The 24882-nt window shown below is 50.9% G+C and carries 20 protein-coding genes; 14 read left to right on the forward strand and 6 right to left on the reverse strand.

Annotated elements, in window-relative coordinates:
* The first annotated feature begins 82 nt into the window (after positions 1-82).
* From THS27_RS21655 to THS27_RS21665, 3 genes are read left to right on the forward strand one after another with little or no spacing between them, the layout of a single operon-like run.
* Positions 83-334: a hypothetical protein gene (locus THS27_RS21655; protein ID WP_085594406.1), complete on the forward strand. Its 252-nt coding sequence runs from the start codon at positions 83-85 to the stop codon at positions 332-334.
* 35 nt (positions 335-369) lie between these two features.
* Positions 370-801 carry a hypothetical protein gene (locus THS27_RS21660; protein ID WP_139835702.1) on the forward strand — a complete coding sequence of 144 codons (432 nt, stop codon included), beginning with the start codon at positions 370-372 and terminating at the stop codon, positions 799-801.
* Positions 798-2768, forward strand: coding sequence for a MobA/MobL family protein (locus THS27_RS21665; RefSeq protein ID WP_085594410.1), 1971 nt, complete (start codon positions 798-800; stop codon positions 2766-2768). The genes THS27_RS21660 and THS27_RS21665 overlap by 4 nt, the downstream gene beginning before the upstream one ends.
* Position 2769: 1 nt before the next feature.
* Here THS27_RS21665 and THS27_RS21670 read toward each other — a convergent pair whose 3' ends face one another.
* On the reverse strand, positions 2770-3129 hold the full coding sequence (locus tag THS27_RS21670; RefSeq protein WP_085594412.1) for a hypothetical protein: 360 nt from the start codon (positions 3127-3129) through the stop codon (positions 2770-2772).
* Positions 3093-3659, reverse strand: a complete 567-nt coding sequence (locus THS27_RS21675) for a hypothetical protein (protein ID WP_133125872.1) — start codon at positions 3657-3659, stop codon at positions 3093-3095. Before THS27_RS21675 ends, THS27_RS21670 begins: the two co-directional genes overlap by 37 nt.
* 69 nt (positions 3660-3728) lie before the next feature.
* On the opposite strand from THS27_RS21675, the gene THS27_RS21680 reads away from it, so the two are divergent.
* The 9 genes from THS27_RS21680 to THS27_RS21730 all read left to right on the forward strand — a co-directional run bounded on the left by THS27_RS21680 (position 3729) and on the right by THS27_RS21730 (position 17918).
* Positions 3729-4070: a hypothetical protein gene (locus tag THS27_RS21680; protein ID WP_085594416.1), complete on the forward strand. Its 342-nt coding sequence runs from the start codon at positions 3729-3731 to the stop codon at positions 4068-4070.
* A gap of 332 nt (positions 4071-4402) precedes the next feature.
* A complete protein-coding gene (locus tag THS27_RS21690; protein ID WP_085594420.1) occupies positions 4403-6997 on the forward strand; it encodes a helicase HerA domain-containing protein in 2595 nt (864 codons plus the stop codon).
* On the forward strand, positions 6994-7881 hold the full coding sequence (locus THS27_RS21695; protein ID WP_085594422.1) for a hypothetical protein: 888 nt from the start codon (positions 6994-6996) through the stop codon (positions 7879-7881). Before THS27_RS21690 ends, THS27_RS21695 begins: the two co-directional genes overlap by 4 nt.
* 200 nt (positions 7882-8081) lie before the next feature.
* Positions 8082-8948 (forward strand): VirB8/TrbF family protein, encoded by an 867-nt coding sequence (locus THS27_RS21705; protein WP_085594426.1) that lies wholly within the window; start codon positions 8082-8084, stop codon positions 8946-8948.
* A 2-nt stretch (positions 8949-8950) separates the two neighbouring features.
* Complete coding sequence (locus THS27_RS21710; RefSeq protein ID WP_085594428.1) at positions 8951-9967, forward strand: TrbG/VirB9 family P-type conjugative transfer protein; 1017 nt, start codon at positions 8951-8953, stop codon at positions 9965-9967.
* A complete protein-coding gene (locus tag THS27_RS21715; RefSeq protein WP_085594430.1) occupies positions 9967-11772 on the forward strand; it encodes a TrbI/VirB10 family protein in 1806 nt (601 codons plus the stop codon). The genes THS27_RS21710 and THS27_RS21715 overlap by 1 nt, the downstream gene beginning before the upstream one ends.
* Positions 11714-14161, forward strand: a complete 2448-nt coding sequence (locus THS27_RS21720; RefSeq protein WP_139835703.1) for a hypothetical protein — start codon at positions 11714-11716, stop codon at positions 14159-14161. Before THS27_RS21715 ends, THS27_RS21720 begins: the two co-directional genes overlap by 59 nt.
* Complete coding sequence (locus tag THS27_RS21725) at positions 14158-15429, forward strand: ATPase, T2SS/T4P/T4SS family (RefSeq protein WP_165791927.1); 1272 nt, start codon at positions 14158-14160, stop codon at positions 15427-15429. Before THS27_RS21720 ends, THS27_RS21725 begins: the two co-directional genes overlap by 4 nt.
* Positions 15426-17918 (forward strand): type IV secretory system conjugative DNA transfer family protein, encoded by a 2493-nt coding sequence (locus THS27_RS21730; protein ID WP_085594436.1) that lies wholly within the window; start codon positions 15426-15428, stop codon positions 17916-17918. Before THS27_RS21725 ends, THS27_RS21730 begins: the two co-directional genes overlap by 4 nt.
* Positions 17919-18021: 103 nt before the next feature.
* Here the strand turns inward: THS27_RS21730 and THS27_RS21735 are convergent, their stop codons facing one another.
* The 4 genes from THS27_RS21735 to THS27_RS21750 form a co-directional block, all read right to left on the reverse strand.
* Positions 18022-18318 carry a hypothetical protein gene (locus THS27_RS21735; RefSeq protein ID WP_085594438.1) on the reverse strand — a complete coding sequence of 99 codons (297 nt, stop codon included), beginning with the start codon at positions 18316-18318 and terminating at the stop codon, positions 18022-18024.
* Positions 18319-18520: 202 nt separating this feature from the next.
* Positions 18521-19258: a hypothetical protein gene (locus THS27_RS21740; protein ID WP_085594440.1), complete on the reverse strand. Its 738-nt coding sequence runs from the start codon at positions 19256-19258 to the stop codon at positions 18521-18523.
* A gap of 65 nt (positions 19259-19323) precedes the next feature.
* Complete coding sequence (locus tag THS27_RS21745) at positions 19324-20010, reverse strand: RES family NAD+ phosphorylase (protein WP_085594442.1); 687 nt, start codon at positions 20008-20010, stop codon at positions 19324-19326.
* A complete protein-coding gene (locus THS27_RS21750; RefSeq protein WP_085594443.1) occupies positions 20007-20522 on the reverse strand; it encodes an MbcA/ParS/Xre antitoxin family protein in 516 nt (171 codons plus the stop codon). The genes THS27_RS21745 and THS27_RS21750 overlap by 4 nt, the downstream gene beginning before the upstream one ends.
* Positions 20523-21131: 609 nt before the next feature.
* On the opposite strand from THS27_RS21750, the gene THS27_RS21755 reads away from it, so the two are divergent.
* Positions 21132-22052 (forward strand): hypothetical protein, encoded by a 921-nt coding sequence (locus THS27_RS21755; RefSeq protein WP_210402974.1) that lies wholly within the window; start codon positions 21132-21134, stop codon positions 22050-22052.
* Positions 22053-22067: 15 nt separating this feature from the next.
* Positions 22068-24866, forward strand: a complete 2799-nt coding sequence (locus THS27_RS21760; protein WP_085594445.1) for an NACHT domain-containing NTPase — start codon at positions 22068-22070, stop codon at positions 24864-24866.
* Positions 24867-24882 lie beyond the last annotated feature (16 nt).

The following is a 24882-nucleotide window of genomic DNA, read 5'->3' on the forward strand; positions in this document are numbered from 1 at the left end:
CGCAAAAACAGCTTGTTTTTCAGACTAGCCATCATCCCTTGCTTCAGACAACTGCGTGAGACTGTTTTTTGGGAGAGTGTAAATGCTGCCTGACCTTAAACTGATCTCAGATATCAGTTGTTATGTTCTTGAGCCTGTACCGAACGATCAGGTCTGCAAAACTGTCGTTGGTGACGGGGCGTTTTACCCGTGCAAAAACATTCACGCGCAGTTCCTTGGTCTCTTGAGCGGCGAACCTTTTAACTGGGTTCGTGCGAATTTGGGTATTAGTTATTCAGTCGCATATGGCCGTCACGTAATCCAGGGTTGGCAACTTGAAATGACGATCTTCTGACAAGCCAGGCTCGCAGTAAAAGGAGACCTTCTTCCATGCCTAAATCCTTCACATGGCAAAACCTCATCTCAGAATTGCCCCTGGGTCGGATAACAAAATCCGGGATCTGGATGACGCTGTTTTTGTTCGCATCTCCCATTTCTGTTTTGACGTCATTGGCCTTCACCGATCAGGCCGTCGCACAACCATTTGAAGGGATTGATGATCCCTCCAGTGAGGGCGGCGCCCGGCCGTCGTCGGTTAGCAAGGAAAAGAAACTCTCGCCGACAAACATTGATCTTTGGGGCTTATTGAACCAGGGCTTTGTTGCGATTGACGTTGTGCCCTGGCACGAGCCTTCGAGCGCGATGATTTATCTACAAAAGAAAGCCCCTGTTGGAACCCGTATGGTTGCTTGTGTGATCCGATACAGAATTTCGCAAGAAAATCTGTATCAGCGTAATAGTTGTTTCGAGCTTAAACCTTGAGACTGAAGCTTTCAAAGCTGCTTGATGACGATGACCTGTGGTCAACCCGTCTTGGTCGTTATAGCGATGCTGAAGAGCATATGATGCGTCGTTTGATGTCATCGTCCCCCTTACCTGGATGGCTGAGCACCGGCCGCGATTTAAGGGTGCCTGGCTACGTCTCAACACGCCCAAAATCGCCAACAGGTGCCGAGACGTTTTCCTTTTCTCATCGCAATGTAGTGTTAAAGACGGTGCGGCATCCAAAAGCCGGGCGTCTTTATTGTCAGGGATCAGGCAAAGGAGATATCCGGGTTGATCGATCAGTGGGCTACGCTGGTCGGCGGGGTTGTCAATACGTCATCGGGGGCAGGCTGCCTGCCGGGTTTCGCAAGGTCACCCCTGTTGCTCTGAGCACAGGTATGCGTGCTGGCGCTGCGGGCGCTTATCAAGGATATATCGAGCGCGACGGGGCAGTCGAAATGGCTGGTAACATTCTTTTGTCGATTGGATCGTTACATGACAACCCTGCGATCAGGCAACAATTCTGGGATGATGTGGAAGAGCGCGAAGGCCCTGGCGGTCGGGTACAATCCCGTATTATCGCAGATCTACCCTATGAAATGGAGGTTGGTCCTGAAGGCCGATTGCAAATTGTTGCCTCCTTTGGGGCGATATTTGATCGCTTGGGACTCCCGTGGCACGGCGTCGTGCATGTTCCGGAAAAGCAATCAGACATCAGGAACTATCATTTACATTTTGTCTATCATGCAAGGCCCATTTCTTTCTGGGATAGTTTTGACACACCTGTATTTGCCGGACGCAAATCCTCGCAGGTAAAGTCAGTTCACTGGCTAAAAAATTTGCGGGCGACCTACGCCTCAATTGTAAATAAGGTCATGTTAAAAGCCGGCCTCTCGCGTCGATGGGATTCAAGAACCTATGCGGAGATGGGGATTGAAAAACTCCCGTCAATTCATCTTGGAAGCGCGGCAATGGGCCTCGAAAGAAGGGGAATTGTCACTACACGAGGGACCTTGGCGGCGAAACGCGAAATCGTTAGTGCGATGGTGCGGGTTCGACAGCGCCGGGTTGATGCCGGTTTGCAATTGTGGTCGCGTATATCTGCGACCAGAGATACTGTGTTGCCGCGAATGTCGGACACGGATCGTATGCTTGCTGCAAAAGGTGAATTGGCGGGGTCAATCGCAGATTTTGCACAGATGTGGTGGCGACATCAGGATGTACTTGAAAGAAAAAATCTGGTTGAGCAAAGATCCGTTACCTGGTTGTCACGTGTTGAGGCAACACGAACAGTCAGGGATTTTGAACAATCTGCGTTTTTTATTGCTTCGCGCCTGGCTCGGGTTTCACGTCTTTTGAAAAGACAGATCTCACGTGAAGAGCACCGATTGCGTGTGAAATTGCAATTGCTTGAGCGTGCGATTACTGCCGGTCGTACAACGCTTGAATATGAACGCAGACGGGCAAATTACATGAGAGCGAAAGGCCGTTTACAGATAGCACGCCTTGCAAATGAAAAAAACCGGCCTGCTGAACGAGCGCAAAAAAAGCAGCTGGCTGATTTTCGCTCATCTGTTCAACAGGCGACAATCCGTGTTCGGCAGGAGGAAAAACGGTTGCTCGACCGTCTTGATGAAAATATTGCGATTAGCGATCCTGTTAGGGTCATTTCGCAATATCGGCAGTTCGGAATGAAATCGGTCCCCATCGAGTTACAAGAGTTGTTCTTCCCTTATGAAATCAGCGTGATTGGCCTTAAAAAAGCGGAGCGTCTTTTAAAGCAGTTCGAAAAAAAATCCGAGCCGTCTCAGAAGAAAAGCGATGAGAAAAAGCTGAACCTGAACATCGCAGAACAGAAATTTGAAGATAGCGCAATGGCCCTGAAAGATGACTGGCGCCGGTTTCTTGCTGACACAGGCATTGATGTTCGCAAAAATCCAGAGGGTATAAAGCGCAAAACTTAGCTCAGGCAGTTTTTATCTTCTGCGCGACGGCCCAAATCGGATTATGGTGATCTTCCACACCAATGACCAAGGTAGATAGAATAATCTGTCGCTTTGATATTCCAAGTGACTTGCTGTGAGCAGCAAGTGTGTCACACGTGGCTGGAGAGAGCCAGAGCCTGATGCTTTTATGTTCTTCTTTCATGGCTGCGCGCCCGAAGTTAAACCAGTCCGGTAAACGTGGTGCGACCCTCAGAGCCTGAACAAAAACAGCATCTACACGCTCTTTCTGTGTGGCCTGAAGCGTGAGCCGCAAGCGTTCAGGTACTTTGACGATTACTGGCCTTAATTTTGGTCGTAGAGCTGGCGATATACGGGCCATTCGTAGATTCCATTTGTTACTTCTTGTGATGACAGCATATCGTAGGCCAAATTCATTGCGGCCGCAACGAGAGCGTATTTAGGAATCGATATAGCTTTGTGCTGATTAATTTTCCGTTGGTTAGGGGCGTACTGCGCAATAAAATCAGCGCATATTTCGGTGTCCTTTTTTGCGTTTTCCGGAACCATCACGCCGTGCTCGAGCGCGAGTTTTTGTGCATAAACGATTTGTTTTTCAGATGCTGGCACACGTACGTTTTCAAGCCAATCATGATCAGATTTCAACAGCTTAATCATCAATGTGACTTGAGGGTCAACATCCAGACGAGCGAGCTCGATGTTGTTCTGCTTAATCCAGACGATACTGCGATTTAGCAGATAGCCAAACATCACAGCGATGGATGGGACCGGATACTTTGCCGGCTGCGCCTGCGCCTTCAATGCTTCGTACATGCGACCTACTTTCAGGTGGGTCTCGTTATCAAGACGAAAGCTTGTTTGAATGATTGGAAATTCTTCTTTTGATTTCACTTTTATCTCTAACTCGTTTATCGTAAAACAGTCATTGAAAGACAACTAGTCAATACGGGAACACTAATCATGATGCGCGATTTTATAGCACCAATCAAGGTTGCTGGCCGTTTCGCATGGCTCAAGCAATGGGCTATTTCACTGGTGGCCTGGGCTTTTGTTCAGAGCCAGGCTGCGGCACAGGAAACATCAGACGTTTTTGGTGACATGGGAAACATGATCACCAGAGCAGACACTGGCATTCGGGGGAATGTCATTATACCGATCATTACCGTCTCTGTGTTGGTCCTTGCCGGAGCGTATTTTGTTGGGCAATCCCAATGGGCAAAGGGTTTCCAAAAACAAATTGTTATCGGCGGCTTGTTCGTTGCGCTTGGTGGTGGGTTCATTACCTATCTGACCACGAAGTGATGGGGGCAATGCGATGCAGGAAGGTGCCCTGGTACTGCTGACGATTCTGTACCCGCCAAAACAATTGTTGATCCCGAGAAGACTGTTGCAGTTCGTTCTGGGATCACTGTTCATCTCGACCCTCCTGTTCGGAATTCTCGGGTGGTTATATAACGTCATGACCCCGCTTTATGTAGGTATGGGGGTGCATGCGCTTACCTGGCTCGCTTTAGTCCCTTTCTCATTCATTGACCCCTACCTGTTTCATACGCTTCGCCGGAAGTTATTTCGGCGAAGCACGAAGGGCAGAATTATCCCCTATTGTCTTTCTGCGACCAGGGACCTCGAGTTCTATGGACATTAATGAACAGCTCATTGCGGCCCCTGATCCGATGTTTTTTCTATATCGCTTAGGTCTCTTGGCGGTTTGTTGCATCGCTGTGTTGTTGCTTTTTATGCCGGCAGTCCGCGCCTTTTTTTTCCCCGTTATCAAAAGAAACAAGCTGAGCGATCACATTGCGTATCGCAAAATAGGGAATGACGGTCGAACCGTTATTTGCGAAGACGGGACCCTCTTTCAAGTGGTGCGAGTACGTGGCCTTGATAGTGATTCTCTGCCATCAGATGCACAAGCGGATTTGTTTCTTAAACGCAAAGCCTGGCTCAGCAACCTGAGCACGTTTTCTGGCTCGCCTTTTGAAGGGCGTATTATTTGCATTGATACGCGGCGCCTGGTCGATTTGGCGAGAAATTCCCAAAATGCAATATCTGCCTGGATGGATCTTGTGTTTGGGCAATACATGAAGAGGTTCTCACGATCATACCGTAATACCCATTACGTGCTTGTTGCGGTTCCAGGAACCGCAAAACTTGCGCAAGATCAGCTCGACAGTGCTGTTACAACGATGGTGCGGCAATTAGGAAATGTCGAGCAAGGTGGCTATTCCTACGGTGCTGAACCTTTAGAGTTAGCGAGGCGCAAATCGAGCAATAGTCAGCTTTTGACATTTCTCGCACAAATGCTCAATCCAGGACATACAACGGTCGTTCGTTCTGATGCACTTGGGGATAACGACGTTGCCAGTTTGCTTTGCCAAAGCAAGGTTTCGTTCCGCAGCGCCGATTTTGGTATCAAGCCCAGTGACGGATTAGCCCTCTTTAGCTATCGGGCGAGAAAAACGTGGATGGGCGCTGTCATGTTGCGCACCAGTGGGATGCGCTGGAGTGAAACGCTAAGCAAAAGGCTGTTGAGTCTTGATCATAAGCTTGTCCTCGCCCAGTGGATTACCCCGTGGGACCGACGGAAGTCCCGTGCCTATGTCCAGGAGGCGATGAAAACCGGTGGTCAGGAGGGTGTCACCGGGGCAACCGCGAATGAGCTGATCGCAGCAGAAGAACTCATCGATATTCAATCATCCGAGGCAGGAGAACTATTTTTCGAATATGAAATTACGGTTTTTGTTCATGGTGAAACCCGTGCAGAGGTACTCAAAGGCATTTCTGCTGTTGTAACCGTTTTTGAAGATGAACGGTGTACTGCCGTGCAGGTGACAGATGAACTTGATGAACGCTGGTTTTCCTTGTTCCCGCCTTATCAGGCGAGAACACGACCGCTCACCCCCTGCACGAGCAACATTGCAAATTTTGTGTGTTTTCCGAGCCCTCAGCAGGGATTTGATAAATGCGACTGGGGGCAACGCGCCGTCCAATATTTCCACACAGCGTCAAAATCGGCCTATGGATTTATTTTTCATGCGCTGGATCATTCAAAGGCGGCCGGGCATACGGCTATTTTCGGCCAGACCGGCGGCGGAAAAACAGTGCTTCAAAATATACTTGCAGCATCAACGCTGGGATACCCTGATGCCCGGGTGTTCATTTTGGATCGCTACGATAGCTCATATGTATTTACCAAGGCATGTGGCGGTAAATACATCTACATCGATACGAGTCACGAAGTGCCTGCCTCGGAAATCGCGCGCCTTAACCCGTTCTCTCTTGATTTACGCGCCGATGGTAGTGGAGATACACTGTTTGTTCAGCAATGGCTTGCGCAGCACACATTGTGCCTGGATGACGCAGAAAGCCTCGAGCACATAAGTCGTATTCTGCGTGGCATGTCCCGACTTGATCCCAGCAAACGAAATATGATCGAGTTTGAAAAGGAATGCCCTGAGGGATCCTTTCTTAAAACTGCAGTCAAGAGCTGGATACCGGGTGGTGAATTTGGCCACATCCTTTCTACCCGGAAAGATTCGCTCTCATTTTCCGATGATTGCCGTTTGTTTACCTTCGATTTCGAGACAATTCTCGCCAATCCTCGCCTCAGCCAGTCAATCCTTCCCTACATCGCTTACCGTATTGAAATCCAGGTGAAACGCCTGGGTTGCCCGTGGCTCCTGATTGTTGATGAAACCAAAGCTTTATTATCGGGCAACTCTGTTTTTGCTGAATGGTACGGAAAACTGCACGACGAAGCACGTCGCTTGCGCGGGGTCATTTTCAGTTCGTTTCAACGCATTGATCAGGCTGCAAAACTGAATGCGTTGAGCCTGATGAAAGAAGCCTGCACCAACCTGCTTTTTTTGCCAAATGAAAGTGCCGATGCTCACGACTATATGACAGTCCTCGGTGTTGGGGACCAGTCTTTCAGCGCCATAAAAAGACAAAGCCCTCTTACAGAAGACCTCGAATATTTCGCAGTCTTGCAGAGAAAAAATCAGGGTTCAGTCATTCTGACGACCGATTTGTCCGACTTAAACGACAGTGAACATGGTCCCTTGATGCAGCTGTTTGAATCGGGCCCCGAAGCCGCGAACGAGTTTCGGAGATTTGAGCTTCAGTATGGTGCTGGTCCCGCCGCGGTTGGTCCTTACCTCGAAGCACGCAAAGAAAAACACCGCCGGGAGAGTGGCGCCGGCAATCATCTTGAGGAGGCAGCAGAATGAAATTGTTCCAAAGAAAAGAAGTTCGAACGGGCGCGGCAAAAGCGTACCGGGTGCATGTTGTTAATCACGGTTCAAACGGGCTGCGAGCCGGGTTACTCGGGTCGGTGATTGGAACCGTCCTTACCCTGGCGACGGTCACCTGGCTCGTGCCACAGGCAGCCGCAAACATGGCTGTTTTTGATGCAACAAACTTTGCCAAAAATGCCGCCCAGGAAGCTTTGGGCAAAGAAAATATCGCAGTCTTGACCTCGCTTATGGATACTGTAGGCGAAGTTGCACCTTCTATTGCAGGGACGCTCCTTGCAGATGGTGATGGCGGAGCGCTTGGCGGTCTCGTAGACGGCATGCAAGGTTGGGAAGCCCTGTCAGGAATGACGGAATATGCCGAGCCTTACGTTAAACAGGTTCTCGGGGATGATTTTGCAGGCAAAGTTATATCGGCCGACGATGCGACAAAACTCTTCAAGGGCGTTTTTAGCGGAGCTACCGGGCAAGGTCCGGCTCCAAGCCGCATGATGCTGGAAAACGCGACGGCAAATATCGTCAAGCGCGCATGGACGATGCAAGGGCAGAATCAAAAACGTGCGGAAACACTTTCAAAGCTCTTGAGCTTCGCCAAGGTAGCTGCTGCATCCGTAAGTGGTGGTGGATCCCTGCGATCGCAGGAAGCTGTGAATGCAGCGGTTGCAGTGAACCAGACTCAGGCAATTATGGAATTACATACCACAATGTTGCAGTTGTCAGAGTTCATGGCCATGCAGCAAGCGCAGGAAATGACCCAAGCACGTCAGCCCGGTGCCGTGACGGGAACCCCCTGGATTGGGGGGCAGCAGGCGGGGCAGGAAACCGGTGGGTCCGATGATCCAAACGTATTTGGGAATTAAGAAGATGAAATTGAGATTGATGGTGGCGCTTGCGCTCCTCGTTGTTTCTGGCTGTACAAACACGCGCGATGACATGGAAGTTATCGGAACCGGCCGTGGCATTGACGATTACAAGGTTTCACCTTGTGCATGTCGATCACTCGAAAACGTTCCGCCAACCGATAAGGACATACAGGCGATCAAGCGTTGGCGCGTTCCGAATGCGTAATTTTTTTGTTTCTCGACGCGATCGTATTATCCAGGAAGTGTCTCTCGGCAATGAAGCTCATGAGGATGAGGTCGGAGATTTCCCAACAAAGAAGCGTAATGGCAACGACGTACATGCACGCCAGTTGGGTTACAAGATCTCGGTCATTCTCAATGTAATTCTTGTTTTTGCGGTTTATGGGCAAGTGAATTTACTTCAGATGCTGATGCCATTGAAACGGGATGTTCCTTGGGTTGTTCAAATTGGCGATATCAACAACACAACGGTACGCACCCGCATTTTGAAGCCCGGATCTGACGGTGAACGTATTCTCAGTGAGTGGGAAGCAGCACGGTATGTCACATACAGATATGAGGTCGTCCCTGTGGCGAGCGAGATGTCACGTCGTTGGGCTGACAAATGTGTTCAGACGAATGATCGTGGTTATGTTGATGATATGTGCGGTTACATAGCGCTTCGGTCTAGTGAACAGGTTTATGCGCAGTTTCTAGCCGAAAACAGCGATATCAATTCCTTGATCAAAAAAAGCATCAGCCGGGTTGTATCGTTTGATTCCGAAGGGATTTTTAAAGGCTACCGAACCACATCCGAGGGCAGCGAGATACAGTGGGAGTTTCGCATCACGGTTGCTGAATATGGCCAACCGGTCGGGCGTGCGACTTTCGACTGTAGTGATGAAAAATACCAGGGTCAGGAAAATGGCAAAGGCTGTTTCCTGATCAATAAAACAAAATTGATCATTCAGATGTGGACACGTTTCGATCATTTGACCGGTTCCTATCAAAATCGGTTTCTGAACCAGCAAGGGTTCATGGTCACAGATTTCGTTCCGACCCCGGTCATAGGCAATAAGGTTTGACGATGAAAAAAGGACACATAATCGGTCTTGCGATGATCTTTTTGCCGTTCTCGGGTCATGCCCAAGGTTTGATCGATGACGTCGCAGGTGGCGGGGTCCAAACGATGCAAGGGCAAACCGGCGGGGATGAGGACCTTGACTGCTATGAATGCGATTTGCGGTCGAAGCAGGAAGTGCTTTATGATGATAAAGTCAGCAAAGAGAAGGACCAGGTGGGTAAAGGCATAAAAGAGATCATTTATGATCCCTATAATGCACCATTCATCAATGTCCGCAATTTGGCCGGGACCACTATATTTTTGCCGATCGATGAATCGATCGAAGAAATTTACATAGGCGACCCGACCGTGTTTCAAGCTGATTATCCAAAAGATCAGTCTGGACAAATCACGCGCAAGAACGTGATTAAGGTATCTGTTAATAAAGGCCGAACCGGGGCCGACACGCCTTTGACGCTTCTTGGAAAACGCGGCAAGCGGCAATATAAATTCATCCTGTCAAGCTTCTCACACGATACCGACACAGTACCTGATTTTTGGGTGGATGTCGTTGATCCCCCCAGCAGTACGGTTAGTGCAGCTTATGTTGAGGGGGTAACGACATCAAAATCACCGGCATCTCCGTCAGAGCCAAGCAAAGCCGGCCGGGCGGATAAAAAAAATAACAAGCCGGACTGGATCAGAGCCATCACATTTGATCCGACAGAAGTTCGCACCGATGATTATGAGATTGCTCTTGATAATGAAGATTCGCGTGAGATCGCGCCAGACTCAGTCTGGCATGACAATATTTTCACCTATCTGAAATACAACGAAGACAGATCGGATATCATGCAGCGACCTGCAATTTTGCAGGTCATTGACGACTACAATAGTCCTGTAACAACAGAGGCAGTTGGCGAAAAATCAAACATCATCGCAGTGCGATCTGTCGGTAGAAATCTGTTTCTTGGAAACGGCGACAAGAAAGTAGTCTGCATCCTTTGGAAGGGTGCGAATACCCGTCGGTCGGAACAATAATGATGATGCGAAAAGCTCTGATTTTGTTGTTTCTGTTGACCTACCCGTTCCAGGTGGCAATCGCTCAGGAAGAAGAACCTTCTGTCTGGGAAACCATCTGGGTCATGATTTTTGGCGCAGACGAAAAGTCAGACAAACAGCAAGACAGCGAAGAAACGTCACAAAAAGGAGCGTTGCCCTCTACGCTGCAAATCGGTGATTGGCCGGTGGTCAGTTTTGCGCAGGATCATGCCGCAGTGCGTGAGGATATAGGTGAAATCGTTGTACCGGTGACAAAAAGCCTGTCAAACGGTCGACGCGTCAGTGTCAGATATCGGCTTGAACCTAGCACGGGCCTGGCCAACAACGTCTTTGATCTCGGAAATGGACTGCTCGCCTTTGAAGATGGAGAGCAAAGCAAGGATATCCGCCTCAAACTGCTGGATGATGATGTTTATGCGCCCGGCCAAACTTTGCGTATCACTCTGACAGATGCTATCGGCACAGAAATTGGCACGTCGGTTATCGTCATCGATGTTACTGAAAACGATCGCAAGCCCGAACCAAAATCCGCACCTGGAGAGTTATCGGCCGTACCGGTCGCTGTTGATTTTGGTGAGATCAAATCGGGATTGCGTGCAGAACGCAGTGTTAAGATTACCAATGTCGGGCAATCATCGATTTATCTTAATCGCGTCGATGAAACTGCCGATAATATCTCGATTTCAGCCAGCAATTGTGTTGGTACGACTTTATTGCAAAACACCTCTTGCAGCGTCGATCTGTCCTATCAGGCAGGTTTGGTACCAGTCGACGGCGAATTACTGGTGACTGGAGAAACGAATAACGGGGTGATAAATCAGGCTCTGGTAATCTCGGTTCCGCTGAGTGCGCGGGTATTGCCCGAAAAGAAAAAAAATTCTGTCACTTTAGATGCCCGAGAAGAATTAATTCAACGCATCATAGCTGAGCGTAACCAGGCAATGCCCTCGACCATTTCGACGGTCGAGATACCTGCGCCCGAAGGCCCCAAAAAGTACCGGATGAGCCAGGAAGATATTTCTGATGAGAACAGCCCTGGACGGCGTGTTTTTGACTATCCGGTAGATCTGTCACGGGTCATTACGACAATTCAGGAAATTCCCTGTGTGACCCAGAAAACGATCAATACGCAGTTGGAAGGAACGATCAGCTGTAAGATTGAAAGTCCGGTGATGGGCTTCCATGCCGTAAGACATGGTAAAGCTCTGGTGCTTTTGGAGCCGGAAACATGGGCCGAAGGAGACTATACCACACTGGATCAACAGGGGGACACCCGCATCAATGTTGCATGGAAGCGTTTCTTGCGTCCTGACGGCTCTTCTCTCTACTTGTCCAACGGGTTTCCTGCAGAAGATGCAATGGGCCGTATGGGTCTGCATGGCCCGGTAGATAACCACAATTTTGAAAAAATCGTGTCACCCTTATTGCTTTCTGGCATCGTCGCCACAGGCACAGAACTGCTTTCGGTCGGCGACGATTATCTCAACAGTGCAAGTCAGCAAATCATGGTTGATGGTACAACCCGTGTCGTCGGCGAAATGCTTGAGCGTAATATGGATTTGCGCCCGATCATGACGATCCCGGTACGAACCCGGCTTTTGATCAAGCCGACAACGGATCTGTATTTTAAAGAAACAGAAATCGTACCTTTCACTGATTCCGAAGGTGTCATTGCTGCAAATGACAATTTGAAAGAAAAGGACCAGGGGAACCAGGCTGCTTCGAGTGGGGACTCAAGCAGTAACGGCACGCGCAGCCTCGCGGCGCAAGCGACAAAATACTGAGTTAAAAATTATCCTTGCCGGGAAAATTGGACATTTTTTGGAGGTTAACATGCCTGTCCAAATGGTTCGCGCACGCGAACTCATCCTGGCACTTGGGATTATTTTTTGCTGGTCGGTGCCTTGTGCGCAAGCGCAGGAGACCCCGGATATTTTTAACACAACATCACCACCCGCAGCTGAGCAGAACACGGCTTCGGACGGCGATGCGACGGGCGCCAGCGCCGAAAAAACAGCAACAGCAACTTCGCCTACTGCAAGCCGACAGGCTTCTACAGATAAACCGGCGTTGAAAATGCAATTATCGTTTGTCGACGAGGTTGCTGTTGGGAAAGACGCACAAGTCCGCGCCAGAATTACCGACCCATCAATCGGCACACAGGACATGCGCAACACCGTACAGCTTGTTGGTACGGTAAAATCGGGTGAACCGGTTGAGGGGTTGGTGCCGTCGTCTATTGCATGGGCGCAAATTCAACGTACTGACACTGCTGCATCCTCACAATTGCAAAATGCCCTGGAAAGTCGCTTTCGGATTTCCGAAACCATGCCCGTGATCAACAGCAATGAAATGATTTATGCAGAAGGGGATGTTGATGGTTTGGTGACCAGTGCAATGTCCCTGATGTCAGACGACGCAGCTGTTGCGGATACTCCGGTGTCGTCTGCGAGGACTGCACCCGGGGGTGATGCCGGAAAATACAAGACCTCTGGAAATGGTCAGGCTGAAAATTCAGCCTTTAAAGACATCAACATTCCGGACCCCGAAAAAGAGACCCCGCAACTGGCGAAAGCTGAAGATGTTATCGCCGAAACGACAATGGGTTGCGATATTCTTGTCGATCTCGAAGGAGGGGTTGCAAAGCAACAAAGTCAAAAACTTGTAAATGGTTCCCCCCAGGGAGGATGTTCGCCAAACGGCACGAACTACCCCCTGGCACGAAGTTATGCGAGTTGCCAGGATATTGTCGACATGAACAGCCACAAGGCCTGGGCATCTTTCAAACGTTTTTACGTCGACAATGGGGGCACCAACCAGGTCGTCGATAGCGAATGCCAGAAAGACGTAGAGCTGGTTTACGATATCTTTCAAAAACCGGATGAATGCACCTATGAAGTCGACCTGGTTAACAACATGGTTTTTGAGCGCGGAAAGTGGGTGTACCAGTCAAAAAACATTTCCAGCGCCTGGAATGAAATCGAAGTAACAGGTTGTCAGCGGATGGAAAGCAGCACCATTCCGCTTACCGAGACGGAAGACGGGTGTACACCAAGGCATGATTTTGTTGCAGGCATTAGCCACCAGCAGACCCGACTGTATTATGTCGAGGGTGGTCAGCACAAAATGGTCTCGGAATGTACGGATAGCGGAAAAACCTATCCTCATATTAAAAATACGACCGCTTGCGAAGATCTTGCACCAACAAAGGTGCAGCTTGGACTTGAGAGCGGTAACCGGGTTGTTTTCAAACAATCCCGGATTGAGATCATGGTCGATGATCAGGCTGTCGCCATTACGGACTGTGCGCCGGATGACAGCCAGTCGACGACAGCCTTTCAGGATGCTGCGGGCTGTGAAACGACCTTTTATCATTATCTTTCGTCGGGTCAGTCCTACGGCGCAGCCCGGTGGAAATATAAATTCCCGGGAGAACCCGAAATCGTCCTGTCTGAATGCCTGCAGGACAATGATCTGCTCTATGTCCACCAGGTTCGGGTTGCTGGTTACGAAAATAATGACGAAGCCCTGGTGTCATTTCCGAAAACGGAAATTTATATCGATACACCAAATGACAAGCTGGTTGTCAGCGAAGCGCAGGTGAGGGAAGGGGCCGCTGAGATCCCTTATACCTTTCAGAAGAACATGAAAGTTTCTACGGGCGAAATCTTCTATGAAGACGGCTCCTGCACCAAAATGATGAACCAAAATTCGGTCGATCGTTATCTGCGTGGAGACGGTATTTCGACATTTGATAATATTCTGGGCGAAGCAGAATCACTTAACCAGGGGAACGGGTGTACAACAGCAATAACCTGGGGTCCTGATTATCACGATCAATATCAGCAACCCACAAATTGGCAGACCCAAAACGTGTGTGGAAGCTATTCATACACAGACTACCGGAATGAAGATCATGTCGCGCAAGCGACAGACTATTACCATTGTTCTTGGACGTTGGCCGACGGCAAGAAAACAGTAAAGCGGGACGATGGCGAAGTTATTGGCGAGGTGCTGTCGAACACCTGCAAAAGTGCGCCAAAGCAATTCATCCGAAGCGAACCGAACAATCCGTCGTTCATTCGAACAATCAGTTGGTATGGAGGGTGGAGTTATCCAACCCTGTCAGCAGTAGATAAAAGTAACTGTGCGACGACATGGGGGTGGCAATGAGTTCTCCTTATTCAGCCACGCTTCTTGAAACCTATAAACCTCTTGGCAGGTTATTGAGCCTGCCAAGGTGGAAAGGAAATGCGACAGAATTCACCCTTAACGGCCCCGAAGAAGGGTACATTTATGTCGCTGGCACAGGCAAACAATGGCTCACGAAAAAGGATTTCGAGTTCATAGATGCACGCTATATGAACGACCTGTTTCACTCTCTTGCAAATGCGCACGGAGTGAAATACAGCCCGCAAATGCCTTTGCTTGCTTGCAAAACACCCGATGGCCATCGCTTTATGGGTATTACAGGCCCCACAGTTGATGAAGATCATCTGGCCTGCTCAATCCGTCTAAAACGGCGCATCAATGTTACCTGGGAAGATTATCTCGCTGATTGGCCGAAAGATGAGGTTAATCGTGTTCAGGACCGGATCAGGCAGTGCTTTGCCGACGGCAAAACCGTCCTGATCCTCGGTGGTACCAACGCCGGTAAAACCACGGTTTTGAACCTGGCGGCAAAAGATGTGCCCCGGGAAGACCGCGTGATCACGCTTGAAGATACCAGGGAACTGGAATTTGAAAACCGCGACAAACGGCATTTTATTTATGCCCGCTATGACGGATCATTGAGGGTTACAGCGGCCGACCTCATCGATGCAGTGGTACGTCTTAACCCTGATCAATTCTGGATATCCGAATTGTCGATCAGAAACGCGGCTGCCGCGTTGCAAATCATGGACACCGGCCACTCATTCAGTGCGACCAGCCACGCCAATACGCCTCTGGACGGGTTGCGGGGGTGGCGCCGGCGCGTCGCCCTCTCCGGCGGTGCTGAAACCGAGCTGGGCGGCATGATGGACTTATTTGCCGATAACGTTGCGCTGATCATTCAGGTCAAGCAGGTCCACGGCGATAACGGTAAATCCGACAGTCGACGAATAACCGATGTCATCAGCGCAAAAGAAGCTCTCGCCAAACGTGAGGTGCGCGAAGAACTCGCGAGTGAACCGGTATTTCCCCGACTGCCGGCTCCTGAAGAGATGAGAAACATGATCATCTACGGGATTAATGGAGGCAAGCCGCTGACCCCGAACCAAGAGGAAAACCTCAAGATGATGGGCATGATGCTTGCCATGCTTCGACCGGTACAAGTCAACCAGGACAATCACAGCCCGGGTTATGCCGGCTCACTTGATCCAATTGAGCAAATGCAAGTCAATGAAGGTCTTCTGCAGGGCGAGGGGACCGGACCCAAATTTATGGAGGTCGCGCAATGAATATGAAAATCAACAAGCGCGTTGAAGCGCTTGATCGCCATAATCAATGGAACAAAAACGCGGCTTTGCCCCTGTTTTTTTCATTTATTGCTGCCGTGATGCTGTCTTGGCCGATCGACGCCATGCTTTCGCGAGGTCAGGAAGGGGCTGCGCTTTTTACCCTGGCAGTAGCAGGTCCTGCCTTTTTGTTCCTGTCCTGGGCAATTCCACGACGCAGTTCGGTTTTCAATATGAAGGTGTCGGCCGGTGCCTGGTTCTTTTGTCTTTTGTTTTTATGTCTGGCCATGCTCGGCTTTGCAGGCTTCTGGATATTGGCCTTTAAAGGCTTTGCCGGGAACTGGCTCGTCGATACCGCAAACTGGTTTCGGCTGTTTGTCTATGACTATGAACGCGTCGCGGATTTTTATGCAAGCTGGTTTCAAAACGCCTGGGCAATCTGGTGGCCAATGCCCAAGGTGCCGGCGATCATGTTGCTAATCGGGCTGTTGGCCACAATCGTCATCCGATTGCAAAACCCGCACGACAAGCTCCGAACCATTCATGGTAATTCAAGGGTTGCTACGATGAAGGATTTGAAGCGTTGGAAACGCTGGCGCGATACGTGGTTCTCGCCAAAAAATTCAATGTCGACCAACCTGCTTGATCAAGGCGGGATTGTTCTTGGAAAATTTCACAAAAAATATCTGCAAACAAATGCCACGCTGACCAGTCTGGTCCTCGCTGCCCCTGGGTCGGGGAAAACATCCGGGGTTGCAATACCGACAATTCTCAACGCTCATATGCGCGACTGGTCGATGTTCATCTTCGATATTAAAGGAGAGCTTTATCAGGAGACAGCTGGTTATCGTTCTGAATGTTCGGCTGTTTTGCGTTTCGAGCCGCGGGGTAACAGTGGTGCACGATGGAATCCGCTGTCCCCAACGCATTCCCTCCCCGATGGAGGGAAATTATTCGAGAACATGATGAAGCTCGATGCCGCGCTTGAGAAGCTATATGGCAAACGCGCCCTTGACGCACGTGTCACCCTGTTAAAGGAAATCAGTCATAATAATGACTGGGAAAACTGGATCGTTCGAAGCCCGGAAGAGCTTGCAGAATTGCTTCCCGACGCAAAAGGCAAGATTGCGGGAGTTATGAAAAACGAAGTCACTCACTTGACCAAGGCGATCGCAGGAATGCAGGCAGATCGAGAGGGTTATTTGCAAAAGCTGGTTTTTGGACTGGTTCCGGAACCGGCCGGTGGCGGCGGTAATTCAAAACACTTTATTGACCGCGCTCGATCAGCTGGTTTCGCGCTGATGGGCTACACCATTGCGTATTGCGAAGCAGATGGCATTGAGCCGAATATGGGGAGATTAATCGACATTTGGTCTAATGCCGTTGACGAGCATGGAGGCGCCCAGGACGGCAACAAGGAGCAACAGGGAAATGCCCATGATGGGGCGCTTCAATCCATGATCGATCGCTGCAATGATTACGGCTATCCTGATCGCGTGCGCCAGGAGCTGATATCGCTCAAAAACACGCCGCCTGAAGAACGCGGGTCGATTTTCTCGACACTGGATAACGGGCTGGCCATCTTTAAAATGCAGACGGTTCGTGATCGCACCTCAACCTCGGATTTTCGCCTGGATGATATGCGCGGCATGACAGGTGCTGACGGAAAACAATATCCGGTCACGCTCTATATTATCGTGTCTCTCGAAGACATTAAACCGATGGCACCAATCATGGTGATGCTCACAGAAGCCATGCAATCGCGCTTGATTTCCCAATCACCGGCTTTTGTCAAAACGGCAAGAAAGGTCTTGTTCCTGCTCGATGAATTCGCGCAGCTGCCAAAAATGACAACGCTCCTTTCTGGCCCGGCCGTTGGCCGCGGGCAGAAGGTAGGCAACTTGTTGATTGCCCAGTCCTATGGTCAGATCAAAGAGACCTATGGGGCAGACGGCCTAAAATCGTTGCTCGATACGACAGAGTGGAAAATCATTTTACCTCTGTCTGACGGGTCGACGGCGAAAGAGATTTCCGAAATGATTGGCAATCAGACGATCTATGAACAGAGCGAAAGTTCTCAACGGATAAGGCCATTTGGCATCTTCGGAGATTTGTTGTTCGGCATTGTCGAAAGCTTCAGTGATAATAAAGGGCAAAACAGGGCAAATGACGTCAATGAAAGTCGTTCCCTGAAAGGAAAACCTGTCTTCTCGCCGTCAGATCTGATGTCGTCAGATACAGACGACGTATGGCGTGCTGGCCAACAGATCGTTTTGGCCTATCGTCGATACAATCGTCCTATTGTCGCAGACACACCGTACTTTTTTAAAGACAATGCAGTGTTGGCAAGGACCAAAATCCCTGCGCCGGTTCCAACCGCGCAAACCCCCTTCAATGGCCAGGGATTTTGCGGCAAACTGGCTCACCTTAGAAAACCGGATCCTGCAAAAAAGAAAGAGGCAAAGCCCTTTTCCCTTCAGGATGCCGCATAAGGAAAGCACAGAAAACCCCGCTTATCGCGGGGTTTTTCTTTGATCGACTTTAACACTAGAAAGGGTCTTTGAGCTTGTTACGGCTTTCGCCGGTGAATGATCGCTATCTGGCTAATTTTTCCCAATGCGCAATTTCCCGATCAACATCTTCGGCGCGTTTTTGCGATCCTGATATCTTTCGCAAAAGATTTTCACGATACGCATAAATATCCACAATTGCCCTGCGTTCTGTATGAGATAACAACCGGATTTCCTGATCTGAGGGCAGAGGGGGGATTGCCAGCCCGGCCAATTCAAGTTGCAAATGCTCTATAGTTTCTCTGTGCTGCACCTTTTCGTTATGCAGCATTTTCAGGGTGTGAAGTGCATCAGCGATAACGGAGTTTTCTTCAATCATCATGCCCATGTCCCTTATTTGGAAAGACGACTGCGTGGCTGTCCGCGCTGACAATCACGTTTAGAAATAGATCCCAGAAGACAAGATAGATCCATAAAGTGTCGGTTAAGCCGGCTGACTTAAGATAGTCTCAAACCTCGCCAGATGAAGTTTTTCTTAGGTTCTGCCGTAATCGTTCAGTTTGCCCAAACGCCCATAGAGTCCGCTACCACTGACTGCGTGGTGGAGCCCACCCTTTATGGGCTGCATGTTTTTTCTTAGCCAACACATAAATCCCAATCGGAAAAATCAAGACAAATAGTCCAGAAACACCCATTAACAACATCAGGAAAAGAGCTGGCAGACAGGCTATGAAGAGCCCAGGTAATAGACGCTGTTCAACCGAATACTTAAATGCACCGCAACTGGCACAGGTCGATGCACCACGGTTCAGCGAATTTTTGCAAAACTGGCAAGTACCATCCTCAAAAACCTCCCTCTCACTTTGAGCATTTTGAGTGAAGTTTCGTCTCAATTCTTCCCTGCGCGTTTTCGCAGCATCTACCCAATCAGGGGAAGAGTTCTCTCTATGCTGGCATTCTTCTCGTTCAACGTCCTCGCTTCGATGAGGAGATGCCGCTTTCTGATGAGTATCATCAATTTCAGCCGAGTTTGCAGGCGTCCCCCAGAAAATATCGCCATGGATTTCATAATGGCGTTCCAGATGAGCTGCCTGATCTTTCATAAGCTCAATGCGCAGCAAAGCTTGGTCGAAAGGTCTGCTGAACTTGACCGCCAGCTTGATCAATTCGTCAGGGACAGCATATGTACGAGGGCCGTTCCCTTCCCATATAAGTGGTATATCACCACCGGGTTCGAGTACTTGCAGGAAGAAGCTGCCAATCGGAGGGTCCCATCCGATAATCACGTCATGTTCATCAGATTCAAGAATACATCGGCTCATACTGTAAATTCGTCCCTTATTTGCAATAATATTCTGCCGAATAGGGTTGCACTGCACGGTTGTTATTAATTTGCGTGAAGTTCTTCCACAAAGACCTTGCCGGTCAGGCCCAGCTTTACTTTGAAATGTCGCGCCTGGAGGGCATCGTTGATGCGGGACGGGCGATAACTTACCCAATTCTGTCCATCTGGATCTCGGACACTGCGATAGGCAATGCCATGCCATTCTGAAGCTCTAACGGCTTCACCGAAGGTTTGTGTGTTTGCGTAACACGCGACGTCAGGATTATGCAGGTCGTCATGGCCGTCGCGGATGTCAACAAAGTTGCCATCCTGTTTGGCGGTGTATTCGCGATAAACCTGTGTGATTTCAGGCAAGGCGCTTAGAGACAATTCTCGGCGTAAGCCGTTGGTAACTTCAGCCATAGCCGTCTGGATGGAGCTTGAGGCGTACCATGCACCCAAATACAGGCTCGAAAACCGTAGTCCATTGGGGGATCCATGTACGAAGGCAGCAAGGATGACAGATGCATTTGGTTTGCCAAACACCAGTTCTTCAGCTGGTAAGCGTTTTAGGCGGGATTCTGAGAGCCGGTCATTTGTCCAGCTTTCAAGCTTCAGGATGGCGCGGGCTTCCTCCGCATTCTCCGCCATATCAAAAGCGTCCAATGGTGGAAATTGCGAAGGAATAAGCCGATGTGTTCTGTCTGGGGCGGTGCACCCTTTGACATCATCTAAATCATAAGCACTCATGCCCAAACAATATCTTCCGAGGTCACTGGCGCAACACCGCTTTCAGTGTCCGGTGCACCACGCAACCCACCACGCCAGGCATCGAGATAACGGCGGACAGTTGAAAGATCATCCGGTTTGCCATTGAGCATGACATCAAGCGGAGATTGCCCAACAAACGGTTGCCCGTTGTGTTGCCCTTTGAACCACGTCATGGCTTCCGCATCGACAGTGAACAGGATGGTCAGCGCTTTGTGAATGCCAAGCACGTTCGAGATCCGCAGCAAAGTATCCAAGCTTAAGGTGATATCGTCACCTCTTGCCGCTTTGGCCAACCAACCATAGAAGGTGGAACGGCTCGGCTCACCAAGAAGTATGCGTTGCTGAGCTTCACTCAAACCCCAACGGTCTGTGATCACTTTGAAGGCTTTCAAGCCTGGAGCGCTCACGTCACGACGATCTTTGTCTGTGATAAGTTCCAAATTGACTGATGGAACACCGTGGTCTGTTTCATGGATATGTGCCACACGCATGTTTCGATCTCCTTTGGAATCTTGATAGAAGCATACTGTCCATATCTGGACTCGTCAAGGTTTCTGCCTTTTATTCGCAGGTGAAAAGGATGAAACCCGAACGCATCAGAGAGGGCCATTGTCCCTTATTTGGAATTGTGTTCAAGTGCTTCTCACAGCTCTAAAGGTAGACAAATTGTTGTCATTGTTCTCTCGGATGAATCGTCGAAAGCTGGCCAACTGATTAGCAGTTATCAATTTACGCCTCTAATAACTTTCGCTTCTGGCCACATTGAGAACAGATACGCTATCACCACTATTGAAACCAAGAAGGCAACGAGAATAGGAGGTTGATTACGTAATAACAATCTAATGGTGTGAACGCTCATTGTTCTGTTCCGTTTGCACACCCGCCCTTTCGGGAAGGCAGGGGTTGCATGAGCAACCCAAGTGTGAGCGTTCTGTCAAGCTAGCCGTGACGCGCTGATTACATTGCCTTTCGGAAACTGGTATCATAAACCTGTTAAGGTAGCTGCCAGAGGATTTTCCCCGTTGCTCGAACTACCCACGCAGAAACGTGCCTACCTGTACTATTAATTGAGGTGCTTGGCTCGAACAAAGGAAGGTGAAATGGTCGGCGGATCGAACGAGGGCTCGAAGTCTGCAGAGAAGAAAGTTGATCGAGTCCCTTTCGGTAACCGACATGCCAGCATGCTGTGTAACATGCCGCGCGCCGCCCAACTCGACCTATTGGCAAAGGGCTTGCCGATCATACTCAAGAGTGCGCAGGGCTACTGGAATGCGGCAGTGCAACTCATCGACCATTCGCGCGAGGCCCACGTGCTAGAAGGCTTCTGCGAGGAGGAATGCGCCAAGATCATGATCCTGATGGATCTGGTGCGTTGCCCGAAGAAGCTAGTGAGCCGCCAGGCAGGCAAGCTCACTTCTGTCTTCTACGATCATCTCGGCCGACTAATTTACGTCGAGGCTCAGAACTGGAAGCCGGTCAACATCAGCCAGCTCCGCGAGTACGTCGACCACTCGCGGAAGGGTCATTATCTCGAAGGCTATGCCGGTGAATATATCGTTCCCAACTGGAGCCGCTACAGCCGTGAAAGTACCCTCTATGCCGATATCGAACTTCACGAGGATGGCCAACCATATTGGAATGAGCCGCCCCAGCTCGGAGCGATCGCCCTCGGTTTCTATCCTCCGGTGCTGAGCCTCGCCGAGGCCATGAATGCGCTTGGGTTGTTCGACCGACGTGGCCTGCAAGCCGTGGCGGACGTCTGGAACCAACTTGAATTCGTGGACATGGAAAATTTTGAGGATAGCCGCCGGCTGACCGGCGAGCTGTTTCAGCGGCTCGATGCCGAACAACTCATCACCGAGGCCGCAACCGACCTGCATCCCGCCTGGATTCAGAACAACTGGCAGATGCCGATGTATAATCTGGAGTTTCGGGAAATTCCGATGAAGCTCAGTGATCTAAAAGCGCAGCAGGAGGCCATGCTTTGGTCCGAGGTTGGCTATGAGCGAGAGGACTATTAGACGCGCGCGTCAACGATGGAAGATACGACAGAAGAGATGGAACGGCGCATGGGACGTCCACTGAATGAGACCACCGTCGCTGGCGATGAAGTAACGCTAGCACCAGTAGGTGGCCTGACGATCTACATCGGCGATCTAGTCACGACGGCTTCAGATCGAGCTGTGCTCGAAGCAGCAGCCGGAGCGCTGCACGATGCAGAGATGCCGGCCATACTGCTCGCAAACTTCGACATCGGTCGCCAGATCGATCTGGTCGTCTCGACGGAGCGACAGGTTCTACTCGTCGAAGCCAAGGGAAACCGGACGCCAGTCAGAGGGCAGGCCAATAGCGCAGCGGATTGGGCCGCTCGCAGGGGCACCGGCCGGTGGGCGCCATTCCGCAGCCCCGTCCGTCAGGCGGACGAAGCACGTCTGGCGCTGCGAGACCGGCTTACCGTGTTTCTCAGATCATCAACGCCTTATTTTCCTGGTGCCGTCATTTTTGCACCCCAAGTCCCCCATGGTTCCGAGATCCCGGCCGGTGACTTCAAGGTACGCATCGGCGATCTAACCGACCTTTGCGCTTGGGTGACGCAGGGGAATGGGTCGTCGGGAGTAAGCCTGGCGCAATGGCACGCATTTGCCGCCGATCTTGGTCTACGCAAGGTGTCGAGTATTGCCGCAGCCAGCGACGGCAAACTCGACGCCGCCGAGAAGCTGGTCGATGCCTATTTGATTAAATTCCGAGCCACCTACCAAGCCAAGGCCAACGAACTCATATCAATACCATGCGAAGGCGCCCCCGGCATCGAGACATCGCTAGGCTTCGCGGAGGCCGTCGCCGCCGGAGATAGCATCGCACTCATCGGTCGATCGGGCTGTGGCAAGACCCTGGCTGCATGCCGATCCGGCATCCTCGCTGCTGAACGCGGGCGGGTTCCGATCTTCGTCGGCGCCAAGGATTTTGAAGGTGACTTCGGGCGTCTGATAAATCGCGAAGCGACATTGCTGGGGGCACCTTCGGCGGCAACCCTGCTGGCGGCATGTCTGAGGCTCGACCGGGCGGTCCTGTTGATCATCGACGGCTACAATGAATGCGCCGAGCAGAATCGTGAGACGCTCGTTCGCTCGATCGCCGCAATGGGTGATCGCTATGGCGCGAATGTCGCCATCACGAGCCAAATTGGCCTGCCTCTCCCAGAATTGCTCGGCACCCCGGAGGTGCATCTGGCCCCCATCAGCGAGGAGGCTAAACTGGCGATTGCAGGCGCGGCCGCGCGAAGTCCGATCCATTCGTCAGCACGAAGTTGGATAGGGGCCGTGAAGACCGGCCTTGAGGCCCGGATGATCGGCGAGCTCCAGGACAGCATCGCCGAGCCGGATAATCGATCGGCCCTCTTTGCCGCGTTCGTGCGGCACCGTCTCGGCTCTCGAAATGCCCAGGCCATCTCGCTGTTGGTGCTGATTGCCAAAACTCTTTCGGATCGTTTGTCTTTCAGCCTGACGTCACGAGAGGTTGATCGAATCACTGAGGCATGTGGCTTCAATTCCGTTCTGCTCGATGCTCTTGAACGTGCCGGACTGGTTGTTCGACGCGGCGGGCGCGTGAGTTTCGGCCATGAAATGTATCTGGACGTCTTTGCCGCGGAAGCCATCATTCGAGATGCCGATGGTGACCTGGGCAAGATTCTCGATGCCCTCAGGCAACCTCTGCATCGTGGCCGCGGTGCAGCAATTGTCGGTGCCATCGACGACGATCGGCTCCAACTTGGAGTGCTGGAGGGCATCTGCATCCCCGAGGTCTTCGCGGACTGCCTCGAAGGCACCTGCGGATCATTCGCTCAGCAATGGGCACACCAGCGAGCGAACACGGTTATTGCCCGCATGGCGGAAGAGGCTGAGACACTAAGCTTTGAATATGATGAAACCGAACATCCGCCATTTCGCCGAACGGATGCGACTGCCGGAAGATGGTCGGCTATCGATGTGGAATTCGTCAAGGCGCTGCCATCGGAGTTTGTCTCGGGTTCGTTCATAGAGCCAGTGTTCGAAATCATTGCGACCGTCGATAGACGGCTCGAGAATGAATTTCTCCGGTTGCGGTCTCTACTGACCGACAAGAAGATCGGCATTCGCAGCGGGTTGTTCCAACTGACCTATGTCCACGGACGTCACGGTCCGATGATCGGCCACATGTCGAAAGGCTTGCACGCAGGTTCGCTCCGGCGTGGACCGAATGTCGCGGCGGACATTGTTCGAGCTTGGGCTGGAAAGGAGAGGCTCACGCATGGGCAGATCTATCTGCTGCTGATACTCGATCGGATCGCCTGGAACGATGGCCCGCACGTTGCTAGCCTGATTCCAACTTGGCTTAGGGAAACATATCGGTTTGCACCCTATCACCTCCAACTCGATCTCATTCAAGCCGCACACTTTGCGCATCGTGAGCCAGATAGCGTTCGACAGGAGATTATCGACGCATTGCATGATCTGCATTCGGATCAGCACCTTTTCCTCTCGAGCTCGATTATCGAGGCCCTCGCATCGCTGGGAGCGTTCGAGAACGACGAAGCGGCGGAAGCCGCAAGACTACGCGAGCAGGTTCACGATCTACTTGAATGCGGCGATGTAGAGGCCAGCCAAATAGCGCTGACGATCTGGATGTGGCAGTTCGAACATCCGCTCGCTGGCGCCTATTGCGAAGTTGTCTCCGAACTCGATCAAGAGCGGCGAAAGACCTTCCTGTCACTTGCGTGCTCAGCCGCCGAGAGCGGGACGACGTCTTTCGCCTATCCGCTGATGGTTGAACTTACCGCCTGTGGCGATCCATCGTAAACGTCCTCTCACGGCT

This window comes from Thalassospira sp. MCCC 1A01428 (genome assembly GCF_002115825.1).
GTDB lineage: Bacteria > Pseudomonadota > Alphaproteobacteria > Rhodospirillales > Thalassospiraceae > Thalassospira.